Origin of the sequence: Clostridium cylindrosporum DSM 605 (assembly GCF_001047375.1) — a bacterium.
Taxonomy (GTDB): Bacteria; Bacillota; Clostridia; order Clostridiales; family Caloramatoraceae; genus Clostridium_AB; species Clostridium_AB cylindrosporum.
Map to the genome: position 1 here is coordinate 45,656 of NZ_LFVU01000027.1, position 18,346 is coordinate 64,001.

17 protein-coding genes and 1 other annotated feature are annotated in these 18,346 nt (G+C 31.5%); of the genes, 16 read left to right on the top strand and 1 reads right to left on the bottom strand.

Going from position 1 to position 18,346, the window contains the following annotated elements; genetic code table 11:
* Positions 1 to 4: 4 nt before the first annotated feature.
* The 4 genes from CLCY_RS08655 (at position 5) to CLCY_RS08670 (ending at position 6,738) form a co-directional block, all read left to right on the top strand.
* The gene (locus CLCY_RS08655) at positions 5 to 1,195 is read left to right on the top strand and encodes a hypothetical protein (RefSeq protein ID WP_048570735.1); all 1,191 of its coding nucleotides are present in this window, start codon (positions 5 to 7) and stop codon (positions 1,193 to 1,195) included.
* Positions 1,173 to 1,670, top strand: coding sequence for a type II secretion system protein (locus CLCY_RS08660; RefSeq protein WP_048570736.1), 498 nt, complete (start codon positions 1,173 to 1,175; stop codon positions 1,668 to 1,670). Before CLCY_RS08655 ends, CLCY_RS08660 begins: the two co-directional genes overlap by 23 nt.
* A gap of 15 nt (positions 1,671 to 1,685) precedes the next feature.
* Positions 1,686 to 4,418, top strand: a complete 2,733-nt coding sequence (locus CLCY_RS08665) for a hypothetical protein (RefSeq protein WP_048570737.1) — start codon at positions 1,686 to 1,688, stop codon at positions 4,416 to 4,418.
* A gap of 85 nt (positions 4,419 to 4,503) precedes the next feature.
* On the top strand, positions 4,504 to 6,738 hold the full coding sequence (locus tag CLCY_RS08670; RefSeq protein WP_048570738.1) for a PA14 domain-containing protein: 2,235 nt from the start codon (positions 4,504 to 4,506) through the stop codon (positions 6,736 to 6,738).
* Between the two features lie 45 nt (positions 6,739 to 6,783).
* On the opposite strand, the gene CLCY_RS08675 is transcribed toward CLCY_RS08670, so the two are convergent.
* Positions 6,784 to 7,743 (bottom strand): alpha/beta fold hydrolase, encoded by a 960-nt coding sequence (locus CLCY_RS08675; RefSeq protein WP_048570739.1) that lies wholly within the window; start codon positions 7,741 to 7,743, stop codon positions 6,784 to 6,786.
* A 197-nt stretch (positions 7,744 to 7,940) separates the two neighbouring features.
* Here CLCY_RS08675 and CLCY_RS08680 point away from each other — a divergent pair, with 197 nt between their 5' ends.
* The 12 genes from CLCY_RS08680 to CLCY_RS08735 all read left to right on the top strand — a co-directional run bounded on the left by CLCY_RS08680 (position 7,941) and on the right by CLCY_RS08735 (position 18,342).
* A complete protein-coding gene (locus CLCY_RS08680; protein ID WP_048570740.1) occupies positions 7,941 to 9,209 on the top strand; it encodes a replication-associated recombination protein A in 1,269 nt (422 codons plus the stop codon).
* Between the two features lie 97 nt (positions 9,210 to 9,306).
* Positions 9,307 to 9,747, top strand: a complete 441-nt coding sequence (locus CLCY_RS08685) for an RrF2 family transcriptional regulator (protein ID WP_048570741.1) — start codon at positions 9,307 to 9,309, stop codon at positions 9,745 to 9,747.
* A gap of 2 nt (positions 9,748 to 9,749) precedes the next feature.
* The gene (nifS, locus tag CLCY_RS08690) at positions 9,750 to 10,934 is read left to right on the top strand and encodes a cysteine desulfurase NifS (RefSeq protein WP_048570742.1); all 1,185 of its coding nucleotides are present in this window, start codon (positions 9,750 to 9,752) and stop codon (positions 10,932 to 10,934) included.
* 1 nt (position 10,935) lies between these two features.
* Positions 10,936 to 11,379, top strand: coding sequence for a Fe-S cluster assembly scaffold protein NifU (nifU, locus tag CLCY_RS08695; protein WP_048570743.1), 444 nt, complete (start codon positions 10,936 to 10,938; stop codon positions 11,377 to 11,379).
* A 106-nt stretch (positions 11,380 to 11,485) separates the two neighbouring features.
* Complete coding sequence (locus tag CLCY_RS08700; protein WP_048570744.1) at positions 11,486 to 12,004, top strand: PRC-barrel domain-containing protein; 519 nt, start codon at positions 11,486 to 11,488, stop codon at positions 12,002 to 12,004.
* 2 nt (positions 12,005 to 12,006) lie between these two features.
* Positions 12,007 to 13,014, top strand: a complete 1,008-nt coding sequence (locus tag CLCY_RS08705) for an AI-2E family transporter (RefSeq protein WP_048570745.1) — start codon at positions 12,007 to 12,009, stop codon at positions 13,012 to 13,014.
* A 51-nt stretch (positions 13,015 to 13,065) separates the two neighbouring features.
* Positions 13,066 to 13,275 (top strand) — a binding site (T-box leader).
* A 71-nt stretch (positions 13,276 to 13,346) separates the two neighbouring features.
* The gene (gene alaS, locus CLCY_RS08710) at positions 13,347 to 15,983 is read left to right on the top strand and encodes an alanine--tRNA ligase (RefSeq protein ID WP_048570746.1); all 2,637 of its coding nucleotides are present in this window, start codon (positions 13,347 to 13,349) and stop codon (positions 15,981 to 15,983) included.
* A gap of 189 nt (positions 15,984 to 16,172) precedes the next feature.
* Positions 16,173 to 16,430, top strand: coding sequence for an IreB family regulatory phosphoprotein (locus CLCY_RS08715; RefSeq protein WP_048570747.1), 258 nt, complete (start codon positions 16,173 to 16,175; stop codon positions 16,428 to 16,430).
* A gap of 73 nt (positions 16,431 to 16,503) precedes the next feature.
* Positions 16,504 to 16,920 carry a Holliday junction resolvase RuvX gene (ruvX, locus tag CLCY_RS08720; RefSeq protein ID WP_048570748.1) on the top strand — a complete coding sequence of 139 codons (417 nt, stop codon included), beginning with the start codon at positions 16,504 to 16,506 and terminating at the stop codon, positions 16,918 to 16,920.
* Positions 16,921 to 16,988: 68 nt separating this feature from the next.
* On the top strand, positions 16,989 to 17,267 hold the full coding sequence (locus CLCY_RS08725; protein ID WP_048570749.1) for a DUF1292 domain-containing protein: 279 nt from the start codon (positions 16,989 to 16,991) through the stop codon (positions 17,265 to 17,267).
* A 66-nt stretch (positions 17,268 to 17,333) separates the two neighbouring features.
* Positions 17,334 to 18,020, top strand: coding sequence for a DNA/RNA nuclease SfsA (sfsA, locus tag CLCY_RS08730; protein WP_048570750.1), 687 nt, complete (start codon positions 17,334 to 17,336; stop codon positions 18,018 to 18,020).
* Between the two features lie 103 nt (positions 18,021 to 18,123).
* Positions 18,124 to 18,342, top strand: a complete 219-nt coding sequence (locus tag CLCY_RS08735; protein ID WP_048570751.1) for a FeoA family protein — start codon at positions 18,124 to 18,126, stop codon at positions 18,340 to 18,342.
* The last annotated feature ends 4 nt before the right edge of the window (positions 18,343 to 18,346 follow it).

Here is an 18,346-nt window from a genome sequence, read left to right on the forward strand (position 1 = left end):
AGTTATGAAGTTAAGTATGAAGGTTACGGAAAGAGATCAAAAGCTGCTGGCTATGCTTAGCATAATAGTTATAGGTGTATTGTTCTATATTTTTGCACTTTCACCTATATATTCAGGAATGAGTAATGAAAAGATAAAAAATAGACAATTAAGCGAAGAATATGCTGAATTAAAGGGAATAGAAGGGGATCTTGACAAAAATAAAACAAAGTATGATCAGCAAAGATTAGACTATATGAAGATATCAAGGGAGCTTCCTACTAATTTAAGTGAGAAGTATGTTATAAGTGATATGTACAAAATATCAAGTCAAATATCAGCTGAGGCAGGAGATTATTCGTTTTCACCTAGAGCAGAGTTAAAGGATGTAATGGCACTTAAAGGAGGAGAAAAATCACAGAAAGAATCTTCAAGTCCTCTTAAGGGGCTTTATGCATATGCAGTTACAACTAGCTGGAATGTAAGTTATGGAGATTTAAAGAAACTTTTGAAGCTGTCTCAAACATATGAAAGTATATTTGCACTAGATAATCTATCAATTTCTCCTCAAGAAGATGGTAGATTAAATGTATCATTTAATGTTAATTTTATTGGGTATGATGATAATAAGGCTCCTTTAAGAGTGTGGAATGGGTTAAGATTAGACAAAGTAAGGAATGGTATATTTTCAATTCCAATTGGAGGAGTAACTACATCTTCAGCAGGTATACAAACAGGAACAACAGGTAATAACATATCTAATAATACAACATCAATATCAACGAATAGTGATATAGCATCTATAGATAAGAATAAAGATTTCGTTGTAGCATTATCTACTACTAGTTCACCTACAAGTAACGTTGTTATGGAAAAGGTAGGAGAAGGAAAAAGTATATTCGGAAGTAACAAGCCCTTTGAAAATGCAACTATAGATGTTAAAGGGAAATCAGGAAAATATCAATTTAATATGTCTACAAGTACGGAAAAATATCCGGGTTCAGGATATGGAGAGTTAACTCCAAGAGGGAAGGATATAGTTATTCTTATATATTCAACTGCTAGAAAAGGTGAACTAGACAAAAATGTTATAAATATTAAGGTAAATAACAATACGGACAAAAAGGTTTATGTCTATGTTGTAGGTGATGACGAAAAACTTCCAAGATGTAGCATTACAAAGGGTGGTAGTAATGTATATGTTGAAAAAAGATAGAAAAAAAGGATTTACTCTAATAGAACTTACAATAGCATTATCTATATTTATCATACTCGCAATACCTATATCAAATGCGATAATTCAAAACATAAAATCTAATAAGATAGCTGACATGAAAAAAGACGAAGTTATGGCTATGAATTATGCTTATGAGAACCTAAGAGCTTTAGTGGAAAGTGGTTCTTTAGAAGTTGGAGAAGATACATATGAACTTGAATGTGAATACTTAGGAAAATTCACTAAATATGTTTATGGTTATACTGTGAAAATCAATAAAGAAGATGAATTTACAACAAAAGCTGGAACAACATCTCCTATTGAGGATAATGCTAGTAATGAAAGTGGATTAGAGTTTGAAAGTAGGATAGCCACTGTTTCACTTAACTTATATGAAGAAGTAGATGGAAAAAGGTCAGAAAACCCACTGAAAAGTGAGGAATATACTTTTAGAATTAAAGGCTCAATGCCCTAGAAAGGAAGGATAAGAATGAAAAGAAAAAAGAAAAAAGGTTCAGCTGTTTTTATTGTTGTTATGCTTATGAGTGTTATTCTTATTCTTTCCTTTAGCCTTATTCCATTAACATTAACAAGTGTAAAACAAAGCAATATGATATATGGAAGAAATAGGACCTATTATACGGGTGAGGGAACTATGGACAAGATGCTTCATTATATAGATGTATTTTCAGAAAGGGCAAGAATAAGTGCATATAGGGAATGCTTTACAGAAAAGGGAGAGCCTAATCTTAATAATATATATGTAAATAATATATATAGAGGATATAACCCAGGATTAGATGCAAATGGAGATCCAATTAAGCCTGCATTTGATTACGAGATATTTAAACAGAAGTTAATAAACTACTACAAGCATGAGTTTAATATAAGAATTAACGCATTTTTTAATTCAAGCAAAAATGATGTTTTAAGTCTTGTTGAGGGAAGTGTTACTAGTAGAGAGCCAGGAGTTAAATGTTATACATGGAAAGAAGTAAAAGATGAAGCTGAGAAAGTTGGAGAAAGCAAAATTGAAGCACTTCAGGAAATAACAGATGCAAGTAATGAATTCTATAGATTTAAGCCAACTTCTCAAGATGAAAATTATGTAAAAGAATTTAGTAATATAGAATATGAAAGCTCCAATTTAAGTAAGCTACCTAAGGTATCTAATGAGATAATATCAATGCCAAGCTATGAGGATTATATATATAAAAATCTTACCTTAAGAGAAACCTTTTACATTAAATCTGTAGATGATAAACAAACAAAAACCTATGCATCTATAACCATAGATTTTGACCCTATTTCACGTGATAAGGCTATTATGAAAAAAGGAAATGAAATTAAAAAAAATGACGTACTAAACTACGGAGTAATAACAGAGGATAATCTAATAGCTGGAAGTAACCTAACTATAAATTCTGATGTTATAGTAGGGGGAGAGGGTAAGGAAGAGGAATTAGATGGTAGTAATATTATAGAATATGGTGGATTAATTTCAGGAATTGACGATAGTTTGTTTGAGAGAATTTCTAATAGTACTCCTAATATGAGTGGAGTAGGTAAAGGGAATATAACTATCAAGGGAAATGCTTATGTAGGAGAATTAGACTCGAATGGAAATGTTCATGGAGGATTTATTGAAACCGTAAATAATGGTTCTAAAATAAATATATTAGGAAATTCTTTTTCACACAGCATAATTACAAATGAAAGTTCTTCAGATGGAAATATAGAAATAGGCAAAAGTGCATTTGTAGCAGATAATGTAAGTGTAAATGGACAAAACAACAGTATTGATATAAAGGAGAATTTAATAGGTTTTGAAGATGGAGCAGATTTAACTAAGGGATATCTTTCTTCACCCTCTATAGTAATAAATAATCATAGGGAAGAAGAAGGTTTTAGGTTAAGTAAACTAAGCATTGGAAAGCAAGTAGCACTAGCTGGTGAAGGTTTTGTTGAAAATCTCATAGGAGAAGATGGTAGGCTTTTTAAAACCTTTGAAACAACAGCTATTTATCCTAACTATGTATCATACAGTAATTATCTAAATACTAATCGTGAGTTTGATAATTATTACAAAGCCTATACATATAAAAGTGAGTCTAGTAATGAAGAAATAATACCTATTGATATGTTTGATAAGTATAGAGTACAAGAAGGAACAATAGATGATGAGGGGAATTCTATAGCACCTTTAGATGATCAAGCATTGTTTGGAATAAGGTTTATTCTTTCTTATCTTGTAGATTTTGAGAGTGAATTAAGCAATATATATGATATGGGGAAAAGTTCATTAACAGCTGAAAATATCAAAATAGATAATAAACTTGGTGATAAATTCCTAGGTAATATGGATTACCATAAGAAGGCAGTAGATAGTGTTAAAAATAGTGAATTGGATCTTCCAGAAACTACTAATATAGATAGTGTAGCAAATGAGGTTAACGGAGAAGGATTTTTAGATAGTGATGGAAACAGATCAAATGGTTTAAATATAAGTTATTTTAACTATATTATGTATGCAAGTGGAAAAATGTTTCTAACAAGAACTCCAGAAAAAACCTTATTAGATAGTGCAAGAATAGCTGTTAAAAAAGTTGATAGTAGTAGTGATATAGTAACTGCTACTCCTGAATATAGTGTAACAGATAATGAAGGAGCTTTTAATTCAACAGTATTTCCAGCTATAAAGGACACATTATCTAAAAGACTCAACTTAGAAGATGTGGTAAAATATAAAACTCTTAAGGATACCTATGATAAAAAAGAAAAGTATTATAAAAATTTTAAAGATAAGAGGAGACTAGACAGGTGCTTTGATTGGGATAAAGTTAGTAGTGATATAAATATTAGCAATGAAGATGTATTTATTAAAGTATCTAAGGGAGATATAATTTTAAATGGGGATGCTATAAATAATAAGAAGTATGTATTTATAGCAAGTGAAGGAGATGTTGTTATTAATACAACTTCAAATGTTAATATCAATGGATGTATATTCGCAAAGAAAAACCTTATAACTAAGGGAGAGGACATAACAATTACTACTAATCTAAGTATAGCAAAAGAAATATCAAATTATAACCACAAAGAATTTCAAGAATTTTTAGCACCCTCACAGTATTTAATAGGAGAAAAAGACACAGTTGCTGGAGTTACTAGAACAGTTAAAACTAACATTGACATAATTAACAAAAGACAGGTTTTAGATTAAATTTGAACTATTATTCTATAGGTGAATAGGATAATAGTAATAATATTTATTTAAAACTTTAGAATTTTACAAGGAGGAGGTAACAATGAAGGTAGTGGGTAAAAGACTTATATGTTTAACTTTGATTTTACAACTTCTAGTAGTAATGCTTATTTCCCACAGCAACATAGAGGTTAAGGCTGCAGATAATAAAGAGTCTATAATCAACATAAAAGTTTCGGATTCAACTGGACTAAGGAGAGAATTTAACTATACAGATAGTAACCCTAATGATAAATTTAAGAATAATCCTGTTATTTTAAAAGGAAATGCATATGCCAATTTTACAGTAAATTCAAATGAATATTACAAGTTTGAATATAAAATAGTAAATTCAACTAAAGGTAATGGTAATAACATAGTTAAGGATGATTGGAACGACAAAGATTTAGATGACGAAGTTAATGAAAATAATGGCAGTAGTACAACTTCAACAAGTTGGAATGAAATTAAATTAAACGAACAAAAAGACATCAATACTGATGATGTAATGCTTGATAAAAAAGGATATTTAAAACATAAACCATATAATGTTAATCATCTTCCAACTATAACAAATCAAAAAGATTGGAATAACAGAAGTGTAGTATATAAAAATCCCTATGCAGGTTCTTCAATTTTAAGTGCTTCTAAAGTTGATGCTAAGGATTATGGTAAAGTAGAAAAATATCTTGAAGGTGGTAATACTCAAACAAGGTTTGTAAATAATTCAATATTCTTAAATAATACAACTAATCAAAAAGTTTATTATACTAATAGTTCAAAAAAGTATGTAACTAATAATGTAACTAAGTATTGGAGCCTAGTACGTGATGTATATCTTGGTAAGGATTATAAAGAGGCATCAAAAATATGGGGTTATATAAAGGTTGCTCAAACAGGAAATTATAACTTTCAAAGCTTTGCAGATGATGGACTATACGCATATATAATGGTAAATGGTGAGCAGAAAGAAATAGTACCTAGATCAATGTTTAAGGTGCAGGGAAACACTGGATATACCTATAATAGCAATTTGTATTTAGATTCAGCTAAATATTACCCAATTTACATTGAATACTTTAACTGGGGTGGAGATGCTTCATTTCAGATGCAAATGAAAAATGATAATAGCTATAAGAGTTATGCACAGATTCCTAGTAACTGGTTTTATCCATCGAAGACCGATACTCCAGGGGAATATGCTGAAAGTGTTTTCGCTGGTACAGGTGGTGTACAAATGCCAACAAAGCCTGGTAGATATTATATAGCTTATAAAACATACCAAAAGAACAATGGTAATCAAACTGTTATTAAAACAGGAATAATGGGACCCTTTATAGTTGAATCAATTGTGAAGGCGAAGTTAGGTTTCTCTAGAACTATAATGACCTCAAATAATACAGAAGCTCTTTTAATAGATAATAAGTACAGATTAAAAGACAAAGATTTTAAAATAAAATATCAAATATCACCGATACCTATTCCAGCGGAGGAGCTATTTGAAAATGTAAGCCAAGCACCAAATCAGTATGAAGTGAATATAACTGATCCACAACTTACAGTTATCCTTCCAGGTGGATTAAGTTATGGTAAACCAAGTGAAAATGGTGCAATTGATGTAGAAGGTGGGAAAAAGTCTATTAATAGCTTAAGTATTGCTAAGATTCAATATGAGTTAGATAAGGCAAAGAGAGTATATAACCCAATAACAGCTCCAGCTATATTTATCCATAGTATTAGAGCTGATAATTATGGTAGTTATGTATTAGACAGTGAAAGTAGTAAGATCACATATAAAGATACTGATGGAGCAAATAGAGAAGTAAAGTTTGATACCCAAAATATATTAATAGAAGGCTCTACAAGTATAATTGAAAATGGATTATATGATGTAAATAAAAATAAATTTATACAAGCAAACAATAAAACAAAATTAATAGCTTTAGTTCCAGTTAATTTTGCAGTGCATTTTAAGGCAAATTCCGCAACTCCCAAAATAAAAATTGAATCAAATGCTTCAAATTATTCATTTGATTTAATAAAATATGAGTTAAAAGGTGATGGAACATTAACTAAAACAGGAAATGTGGAAACAAGAAGAGAAAATAAACTACCAATTGAAATCTATAAAGGTAATGGGTTTAATATTCAAAATAGTAAGGAATATTTAGTAGTATACAAGTTAAAACCTAATAAAGCACCTCAAAGTGGGGGAGTTCTTACAATAAGGTTGTCAGATGAATTAGGTAATTCAAATTCCATGGGTATAACTACGGTTAATCCACCTAACCTTAAATAATAAACATCCTTCTCTAAACATAATTAGAGAAGGATGTTTTCTATTTTAAAGTTCTCTACTAAGAAATTCTATTGCTTTAACATTAAAGTCGTATGCGTATTCCTCCTGAGGATATTCACCACAGTTTTCAAACACATGGTAGTTAAGTGATGGGTTAACATCCAAAAATGTCTTTAGATTATCTATAGGGTTAGTTGTAGAGTTAGCACCCCAGATAACGTAAAGTGGAGTTTCAAGATTAGCAAGTGCCTCTGATATTGGTTGATTTAAGTAACCACCTATTAAGGATGCAGGTGCGTACTTAGAAAGGTCACCATCTTGTTTTGCACTATTTGCATAGTGGTTAACTACATAGCTTGAAGCTATGTCTTTGTTATGGTATATTTTTTCCTTCATAAACCCTGATAAACTAGGCTTTGATGAAAGTATGTTATATACAAATGAACCTACTATAGGAATGTTAAATGCTTTAGTTGTAACTTTTCCAAGACTGCCTGGAATATCTGACTTGTGGAATATCCCAGTAGGAGAGATTGCAATTATTCTATCAAATGTTCCTGGGTCATCATGCTCTACTTGTATTGCATAGGCAGAGGAAAGGCTTGATGATATACATGAGCATTTTTTGCCTATTACCTCATCTACAAAGTTTTTTATAACATAGGTATATACTTCAGATGTATATGTTAATGGTCTTTTTTCTGATCTTCCGAATCCAGGTAAATCTATTGCATAAACAGTAAAGTTATTTGCTAATTCTTCAAAGTTATTTCTCCATAGAAAAGAAGAAGAACCAACACTTGTATCATGAACTAATAATAAACTAGGACCGAATCCCTTCTTTGTATAGAATACTTTTCCGAAAACCGTATCATGATATCCTGTTTCACCGCTTAATGTATTTTCAAGTTTTTTAACTTTTGCATATGTAATTCTGTTGTAAACTTCCATAGATGCACAAGCAGCACCTAATACAGCCAAACCTTTTAGTAGCTTTTTTTTCATATAATTCACCTCACGAAAATAATGAGTTTAAATTACCAACATTGGTATTTTATTAATTATAACACTTATAGGGAGATTTTTGAATTTGAAAGTTTTAAGTTATATGTTACATTTTAATATTGTGAAAATTATTTGTATAATATACACAATGATTAAAAAATAATAAAGTTAGAATAAAACATTTTGGGGGGATATAGGTGAAGCCACTTGCAGACAGAATAAGACCAGAGAGAATTTCGGAAGTCTTTGGCCAAAAGCATATACTAGGAAAAAATAAGGTTCTTAGTAGGATGCTTGAGTATGGAAATGTTATGAATATGATTTTTTATGGCCCTCCTGGTACCGGGAAAACAACAGTTGCAAATATAGCAGCAAAAGTTTCAGATAAAAAGTTTTATAAGCTAAATGCTACCAATGCCTCTCTTGCAGACATTAAAAATATTATAAATGATATTGATAGATTAGATTCTTCAAAGGGAATACTTCTATATCTTGATGAAATTCAAAACTTTAATAAAAAGCAGCAACAGTCTCTATTAGAATTTATAGAAAATGGGAAGATTACTTTAATTGCAAGTACAACTGAAAATCCATTCTTTTACATATATAATGCTATTTTAAGTAGATGTTCTATATTTCAATTTAAACCCTTAAGTAATAAGGATATTGTAGAGGGACTAGATAGGGCACTTAATATACTTAGGGGTGACTACAATGAAAAGGCTATTTCTATATCAGAGGGGGTTTTTGAATTAATTGCTTCACTAAGTGGTGGCGATATGAGAAAAGCTATAGGCAATCTGGAGTTAATTGTTACATCCTATTCAGATTTAGATGAAATAATAATAGACGAGGAAGTTGTTAAGAATTCCATAACAGAAAAGTCTGTATCATTTAATGCTACAGGAGATGAACACTACAATCTTCTTAGTGCATTTCAAAAATCAATTAGAGGAAGTGACCCAGATGCAGCTATTGTTTACCTTGCAATGCTTATAAAGACAGGAGATATTATGTCTATATGCAGAAGACTTTTAGTTATAGCAAGCGAAGATATAGGTCTTGCATATCCTCAGGCTATAGTAATAGTTAAGGCATGTGTTGATTCTGCACTTCAAATAGGTTTTCCTGAGGCTAGGATTCCACTATCTGAGGCAACATTACTTCTTGCAACAAGTCCAAAGTCAAACACTGCATATATGGCTATTTCAAAGGCAATAAAAGATATTGAAAGTAATGATATAGGTGAAATACCCTCTTATCTTAAGGATGGTCATTATGTAGGTTCAGATAGGTTAAATAAAGTAAAGCTTTATAAGTATCCACATGATTATAATAATAGTTATGTGGAACAAACATATATGCCAAGTGGTCTAAAGGGTAAAAAATACTATAATTATGGCAATAATAAAATGGAAGAGGCGACCAAATTATACTGGAATAAAGTCTTAGGGAAAAATATTTAAATAATTCATATATTAAAGTTGACAGTTTTTCTCGGATATGATAATCTTTAATCATAAAATAATTCGCACTTAATCACTCGGAATTGGAGTTGAGTAAATGAAGTTATCTACAAAGGGAAGATACGGTGTTAAGGCTATGTTTGAACTAGCACTTCACTATGGACTTGACCCTGTTTCAATAAAAACAATTGCAGAAAGACAAAATATTTCAGATTATTATTTAGAACAGCTTTTCTCAGGACTAAGAAAAGCGGGACTTATTAAGAGTATTAGGGGAGCTCAAGGAGGGTATATTTTATCTAGAGATCCAAAGGATATTTCGGTTGCAGATATACTTAATGTTCTTGAGGGACCTATTGAAATTTCAGAATGTATACTTGATGATGAATCACACTCATGTAATAGAGCAGGCTGTTGTGCTACAAGACTGCTATGGAGAAAGATTAGTGATAGTGTTAATAGTGTTATCGACACAACTACCCTACAAGACATGGTTGAAGACTATAAAAACATGATTGCTTCTAAAAAAGGAGAATAGCTATGGATAAAAAAATAGTGTACTTAGATCATTCAGCAACAACATACGTAAAGAAGGAAGTACTAGATGATATGCTACCATATTTTACTGAGAACTTTGGTAATCCTTCATCTTTATACTCAATATCTAGAAAAACAAAATCAGCAATTGATACATCAAGAGAGAAAGTAGCAAAGGCACTAGGTGCTAAGAAGGAAGAAATATACTTTACAGCAGGTGGATCAGAGGCTGATAACTGGGCTCTTAAGGGAGTAGCCTTTGCAAATAAGAATAAAGGAAATCACATAATAACTACGAATATAGAACACCCAGCGATACTTAATACATGTAAATATTTAGAGAAGCAAGGCTTTGAGGTAACATACCTAGGGGTTAATGAAGAGGGTTTAATCAGCCTTGAAGAACTTAAAAATTCTATTAAAGATACTACTATATTAATTTCAATAATGCTTGCTAATAATGAAATAGGGACTATTCAACCTATAAGTGAAATTGGAAAGATAGCAAAGGAAAGTGGAGTTATATTCCATACTGATGCTGTTCAAGCAGTTGGACATGTAGATATAAATGTAGATGAGATGAATGTAGACCTTTTATCAATTGCAGCTCATAAATTCTATGGACCTAAGGGAATTGGGGCTCTTTATATAAGAAAAGGTATAAAAATAGATAATATAATCCATGGTGGAGGACAAGAAAGAAAGAAAAGAGCAGGAACTGAAAATATTCCAGCTGTTGTAGGTATAGGACGTGCAATAGAGCTTGCAACTGAAAACATGGATGAAAAGAACAAGGAAATAGCATCAAAGAGAGATAGATTACTTAATGGAATAGTTGCTAAGATTCCATACACTAAGGTTAATGGAAGCTTAGAAAGTAGACTTCCAAATAACCTAAACGTTAGCTTCCACTTTATCGAAGGAGAAGGATTGTTACTTCTTTTAGATCAAGCAGGTATATGTGCATCAACAGGAAGTGCATGTTCATCAGGATCACTTGATCCATCACATGTATTGCTTGCAATAGGACTTCCACATGAAATTGCACATGGTTCACTTAGACTGTCACTTGGAGAAGCGACTACAGACGAAGAAATAGATTATGTACTTGATGTACTGCCTAAGATAGTACAAAGATTAAGAGATATGTCACCTTTATATAGTAAAGCAATGGGGGAGGTAAAATAGTATGTATACAGAAAAGGTAATGGAGCACTTTATGAGCCCAAGAAACGTAGGAGAAATAGATAATGCAAGTGGTGTTGGAGAAGTTGGAAACGCTAAGTGTGGAGATATAATGAGAATATATCTAGATGTTGAGGATGATATTATTAAGGATGTTAAGTTTAAGACATTTGGATGTGGTGCAGCTATAGCATCAAGTAGTATGGCAACTGAGCTAATCAAGGGAAAATCAATTGACGAAGCTTGGGAAATTACAAACAAGGCAGTTGCAGAAGCACTAGATGGTCTTCCACCTGTAAAAATGCACTGTTCAGTTTTAGCTGAAGAAGCTATCCATAAAGCAATTAATGATTATAGAGTTAAGAAGGGTCTTGAACCACGTGAAGAAACAATAAAGGGTGGAGCATGTTGTGGTGGACATGATCACCACCATGTTGAAGCAGAATAATATAGTATTTATATAATTATAAGCTAGGTTTATTTAAGCCTAGCTTATAATAATTTTTTGTATATTAAGGGATACTAAAATTATAAATAATTAAGGGGTTTTTATAATGAGAAAGTATCTTGATATACATGGCAAGAATTTATATAACAAGTACCATAAGAAGTTAGGCTTTATAGATAATGGAATTATTGATTATAAATCTAGAAAAATTACATCATACATAGTTTCAGATGGAGGTATAGTCACCAAAGTATATATTGCACCGCTTAGTAATATTGAGTATAAGAAGGATGAAATAGTTACAGGATCCAGCCTTATACCATGTAAGAAAAAACTTATAAAAAAGAATTATAGATACACTGTTGAAGGGATTTTAGGAAGAGAAGTTGTAAACGAAGATGGAAGGATAGTAGGTGAAGTAGAGGATGTTATACTAAACCATATTACAGGAGATATTAAAGCAATTATATGTAAAAGAGGTTTTTTTGATGATTTAGTTCAAGGTAAGAAGATAATGCTTATAAATGATAATTTAGAAATTAAGGAAGATAAGATTATAGCCTCAAAAAGTAGTGTTGAGATAATAAGCGAAATATCATTTAATAATGATTTCGAGGAAATGTAGCAATGAAAGATATAACATTTAGAAAAATTTTAGCAGGCATTATTATTGTGATTTTTATCATTATTATCTTTTCATCGAAAAGTGTACTAGAACCTCTCATACTTTCCATAGTACTTTCATATATATTACACCCTATTGTTAAAAGACTTGTTAAGCGTGGTATGAATAGAAGTATAGCATCACTTTCTATTGTACTTGGTATTCTGGCATTATTTGCTTTAATAATAGTTTATGTTATTCCAGGGATAATAAAGGAACTTATGGGAATACTAAATAACTTTGGTGCCTTTGAAAGCTTCATCCAAAGAATTATGGATTCTGTAGGATATGAAAAACTGCCACAGTATCTTAAGGAGGTTGTTAATACAACTATTTTCAAGATTCAAGGTAATTTGTCTACATATCTTAATAGTTTATTTGAAAGTATATTTAATTTTGCAATGAAGCTTCCAACATATTTTTTAGCACCGATTTTTATCTATTACTTTTTATCAGATAAGGATTTTTTTATAAAGAAAATAAAATTCTTTATTCCATTAAGGTTTAGGAAAAAATCCTTAGAACTTGGTGGACATATAAATAGGGTTATTCAAGGGTATTTCTTAAGCCAAGTAATTCTTTCAATAATAGTTTCTGTACTTACATTTATAGCACTTTTGATTATAGGTGTTAAGTTTCCACTTGTTATAGCAATAATAAATGGAATTGCAAATTTCATTCCTTATTTTGGACCTGTTATAGGATATATTCCTGCACTATTATTTGCATTAACTCAATCTGTAAATAAATCTATAATGGTAACAATAGCATTTTTGATAATTCAACAAGTTGAGGCTAATATAATATCTCCTAAAATAGTAAGTGACTGTACAGGTATGCACCCTGTGGAAGTTATGATAGTATTATTAATAGGTGGACATTTTTTCGGTACAATAGGAATGGTATTATCGGTACCTATAGCAGCTACAGTTAAAATAAGCTATAAATATATTGTAAGAAATATGTACTGATTTAGAATTGACTTTTAATGTGTATTTTTGTATAATTTATGGAGTTATATTGCTAAAGCATTGATAGGAAGTAGTACATATAAATTTCTAGTTTTAGAGAGAAGATGGTAGGTGAAAATCTTTACAGAATTATATGGAAGCAGTCCTAGAGTTTTTCTGCTGAAGGCTAAGGTTTAGGCAGAAACGGTTAAACCGTTATATTTGTGAGTGACCATATGGTAACCAGGGTGGTACCGCGGAGAATACAGCTTCGTCCCTATTTTAGGGATGGAGCTTTTTTATATTTTTGAAGAATTTTATATTAATTATAATTAATATTTAGGAGGAAGAAAATGAAATACTTTGGTGCAAATGAATTAAGAGAAATGTACTTATCATTTTTTGAGAATAAAGAGCATTTAAGACTTGCTAGTGCTCCACTTGTTCCTCAAAATGACAATAGCTTACTATTAATAAACGCAGGGATGGCTCCTCTAAAAACATACTTTACAGGACAAGAAAAGCCACCTAAAACTAGAATAACAACTTGCCAAAAATGTATCAGAACAGGTGATATTGAAAACGTAGGGAAGACATCAAGACACGGTACATTTTTCGAAATGCTTGGTAACTTCTCATTTGGAGATTATTTTAAGAAGGAATCAATTCCTTGGGCATGGGAATTCGTAACAAGTGTACTTGAAATTCCAAAGGATAAGTTATATGTAACTATATACCAAGATGATGATGAAGCATTTGAACTATGGACATCTTTAACAGATGTAGATCCAAAGAGAATATTTAGACTTGGTAAGGAAGATAACTTCTGGGAAATAGGTCAAGGACCATGTGGACCTTGTACTGAGATTCATTTTGACAGAGGCGATGGAACTATTACAACTGTTGAAGAATTTATAAAGGCTGCTGATGAAGATAGAGTAGTAGAGTTCTGGAACTTAGTATTTACTCAATTTGATAAAGATGAAAATGGTAACTACAATGAACTTGAAAAGAAGAATATAGATACAGGTATGGGTCTAGAGAGAATTGCAACTATAATGCAAGGTGTAGACAATATATTTGAAATAGATACAATGAAGGATATTCTAACTGAAGTTTGTAGAATTTCAGGGAAAGAATATAAAAAGGATAAGGATACAGATGTATCAATAAGACTTATAACTGACCATATTAGAAGTGTTACATTTATGGTTTGTGATGGGGTTATTCCATCAAACGAAGGTAGAGGATATGTATTAAGAAGACTTTTAAGACGTGCTGCAAGACATGGAAAACTTCTTGGAGTTAAAGAAGCCTTCCTTAATAGTCTATGTGACATAGTTATAAATGGTGCTAAGGGTGGATATCCAGAACTTGTTGAAAAGAAAGATTACATCAAAAAGGTTATAAGACTTGAAGAGGAAAGATTTGAAGAAACAATAGAGCAAGGAATTGCTATACTTGATGAGTATATTTCTGAAATGAAAGAAAAAAATGAAAGGACTTTATCAGGGGAAAATGCATTTAAACTTTATGACACATATGGATTCCCAGTTGAACTTACTCTAGAAATTCTTGAAGAACATGCTCTAGATGTTGATATGGATAGTTTCGAGAAGGAAATGACAGCTCAAAGAGAAAGAGCGAGATCAGCTAGAGGAGAAACTAACTATATGGGAGCAGAGCAAGATGTTTATACTACGCTTTCAACAGATATAGACACTACTTTTAATGGATATAATGACCTTTCAGCAAATGCTAAGGTTTTAGTACTTGTAAAAAGTGGTGAAATAGTAAGCTCTATAGAAGAAGGTGACGAGGGAGCTGTTATACTTGATAACACAACTTTCTATGCTGAAATGGGTGGACAAATAGGAGATAATGGAGAGATTCTAAGCGAAGGCGCGAAACTTGAAGTTATTGACTGTAAAAAGACAGGTAATGGAAAGGTGATTCATGTTGTTAAGGTTATAAATGGAAAACTAAGCCAATACGATGCTGTTGAAACAAGAGTAAATTCAAGTATAAGAATGGATATTACAAGAAACCATACAGCAACTCATCTACTACATAAGGCGTTAAAAGATGTTTTAGGAACACATGTTGCACAGGCAGGTTCACTTGTTGAAAGAGATAGATTAAGATTTGACTTTACTCACTTTGAGGGAGTATCAAGTGAGGATATTAAGAAAATAGAATCTATAGTTAACGAAAAGGTAATGGATTCACTTGAGGTAGTAACTGTTGAAGCATCAATTGATGAGGCAAGAGAAATGGGAGCAACAGCCCTATTTGGTGAAAAATATGGAGATGTTGTAAGAGTTGTTTCAGCTGGAGATTATAGTATGGAACTTTGTGGTGGATGCCATGTTAAGAATACTTCATCAATTGGAATGTTCAAAATAATTTCTGAAAGTGGAGTAGCAGCTGGAGTTAGAAGAATAGAAGCTGTAACTGGTAAGGCTTCTCTTGAATATGTTGAGAATCTAGAAAACACAGTTAAAGAAGCAGCAAAGGCTCTAAAGGCAAATGCTAAGGATATTGTAAAGAAGGCTGAGGCTATTGTTTTAGAACTTAAGGAAAAAGATAAAGAAATAGAAGCTTTCAAGGCTGAAATGGCTAAGGGAGCGGCAGGGGACATTATAGAATCTGCAAAGGAAATTAAGGGAGTTAAGGTTATAACATCAGTTGTTGATTTAGATGCAAATGCTCTAAGAGACCTTGGAGATAACCTTCGTGAAAAACTTGGAAAATCAGTTGTAGTTCTTTCAAGTACAAAGGATGATAAGGTAATCTTCCTTGCTATGGCAAGTAAAGATGCAGTATCAAGCGGAGTACATGCAGGTAATATTGTTAAGGAAGTTGCTAAGATCGCAGGTGGCGGTGGTGGTGGAAGACCAGACATGGCCCAAGCTGGTGGAAAAGATAAATCAAAGGTTCAAGAAGCTTTAAGCTTTGCAGAAAAACTAATTGAAGATATGATAAAATAGTTAACTAATAAAAATCTGCCTAAAATTTATTGATTTTAGGCAGATTTATTAATTTTAAATAGATTTATATGCTATATTGTATGTATTTTATCTAAAAATACAGTGGTATATTGTTTGATTTAAATGAATTAAAATGATATATTTATTAATAAGAATAAAAAATAAGAACTTAAGAAAGGTGTGGTTACAATGACCGAACGCCATGAAGGAACAATGCAGTTTAGCGTTAACATGGAAACAGAGGCTAAGGCAAGAGAAATACTTAAAACTGTTTATATTGCTCTTCAAGAAAAGGGATATAATCCAATTAATCAACTTGTTGGATACATACTTTCGGGAGACCCAACCTACATAACTAGTCACAATAACGCAAGAAGTCAAATTAGAAAAATAGAAAGAGACGAGATAGTAGAGGAACTTCTAAAAAGTTACTTAAAGGATAAATAATTTTAGAGTATATTATTTTACAATAATTAACGGTGCAGCTATGTACCGTTAAAATTTTTATTGGAGGAAAGTTATGAGGACAATAGGACTTGATCTTGGTACTAAAACCATAGGGGTTGCTGTAAGTGATCCATTAGGATGGACTGCACAGGGAGTAAAAACAATTCAAAGAATTGGACTAAAAAAAGATATAGAAGAAATAAAAAATATTATAAATGAGTATTCAGTTAGCAAAATTGTACTTGGTATGCCTAAAAATATGAACGGTACAGTAGGAGAAGCTGGTGAGAGAAGTTTAGCATTTGCAGAGGCTTTAAAAAACAAAACAGGACTAGAAGTAATACTACAAGATGAAAGGTTAACAACTGCAGCAGCACAAAGAACTTTAATTGAAGCAGATATGTCTAGAAAAAAGAGAAAAAAGGTAGTAGACACCGTAGCAGCTACCTATATTCTCCAAACTTACCTAGATAGAGTATCCAAGCTATAGATAAAGTTGACAAAAGAGGTACTAAAACATTAGAATGGTTAATATAATTAAGAATAGAGGTGTTTTACATGGAAGAAAATACAAACATCATAAGCCTTACTGATGAAGAAGGTGTAGAAAGAGATTTCGAAGTTATAACTGTGCTTAATGTTGATAATACAGAATACGCAATTCTATACGACGTAGAAGCTGGAGATGAAGAAGATTCAGCAGTTGTTTTTAGAATAGGTAAGGATGCAGAAGGTTCAGATATCCTTGAAGTTGTAGAAGATGATAGCGAATTTGATAAGGTTGCTGATGTATACCAAGAATGGCTAGATTCAGAAGACGCTGAAGACGAAGAATAATATTTAAGAGAGACTTTCCATAAAAGGATACCTTTTAGGAAAGTCTCTTGTTTTTAGGAGGAGACAATGGCTGTTGAAATAGGTGGAGAAAAGATAAATGCAATATTCTTAAGAAGATTAAATAGGTTTGAAGCTGAGGTTTTAGTAGATGATAAGATAGAAATTGCACATGTTGCAAATACAGGAAGAATGGCTGAAATGCTTCATACAGGTGTTGAGGTAATTCTACAAGCTTCAAATAATCCAAAGAGAAAAACAAAGTATTCTTTAATGTTTGTTAATAAAAAAGATAAGCTTATTTGTATTAAATCTGCCCTTGCAAATAACGTTTTTGAAGATGCTTTTAATAATAATAAAATAAATTGGGTAAGTGGAACAATAAAAAGGGAAGTAACATATAAAAATAGTAGATTTGATTTCCTAGTTGAAGGTGAAGAAAAGTGTTTTATTGAGGTTAAATGTGGAACATATGAAGAGGATGGTATACTTAAGTTTCCAGATGCTCCAACTAGTAGAGGTAGAAAGCATATAGGAGAGTTAATAAATGCTAAGGAAAATGGATATAAAGGTGCTATTGTAATTATTGGTTTTATGGATTACATCACAGAATTTACCCCAAATTATAAGATAGATGAAAGATTTGGGGTAATGCTAAAAGAAGCACTTGATATCGGTATTGGTGTACATGTTTATAGATGTAGTATTAAGGTTGACAGTATTGAACTTTCAGATGAAATATCCTATTATTTTTAGGTATTGACATTGATTATCAATTACTTTATAATAATATTAAATAAAAGACGCAGGAATTATATAAAGTTTGATTGAGAATGATTTTCGTTTTGGAGGGAAGAATATGAAATTATCAGATGCAAAAAGAGGACAAAGTATTCTTATTAAAAAAATAAATGACGCTAATATCAAAATACAGGCTATAAGACTTGGACTTTATGAAGGGGCTAAGGTTAATTGCTCAGCAAAAATACCCTTTGGACCAGTAGTTTTAAGTAGTAGAATGCAAGAAATTGCAATAGGGAGAAATTTAGCAGAAAATATTGAAATAGAACTAATGTAGTGGA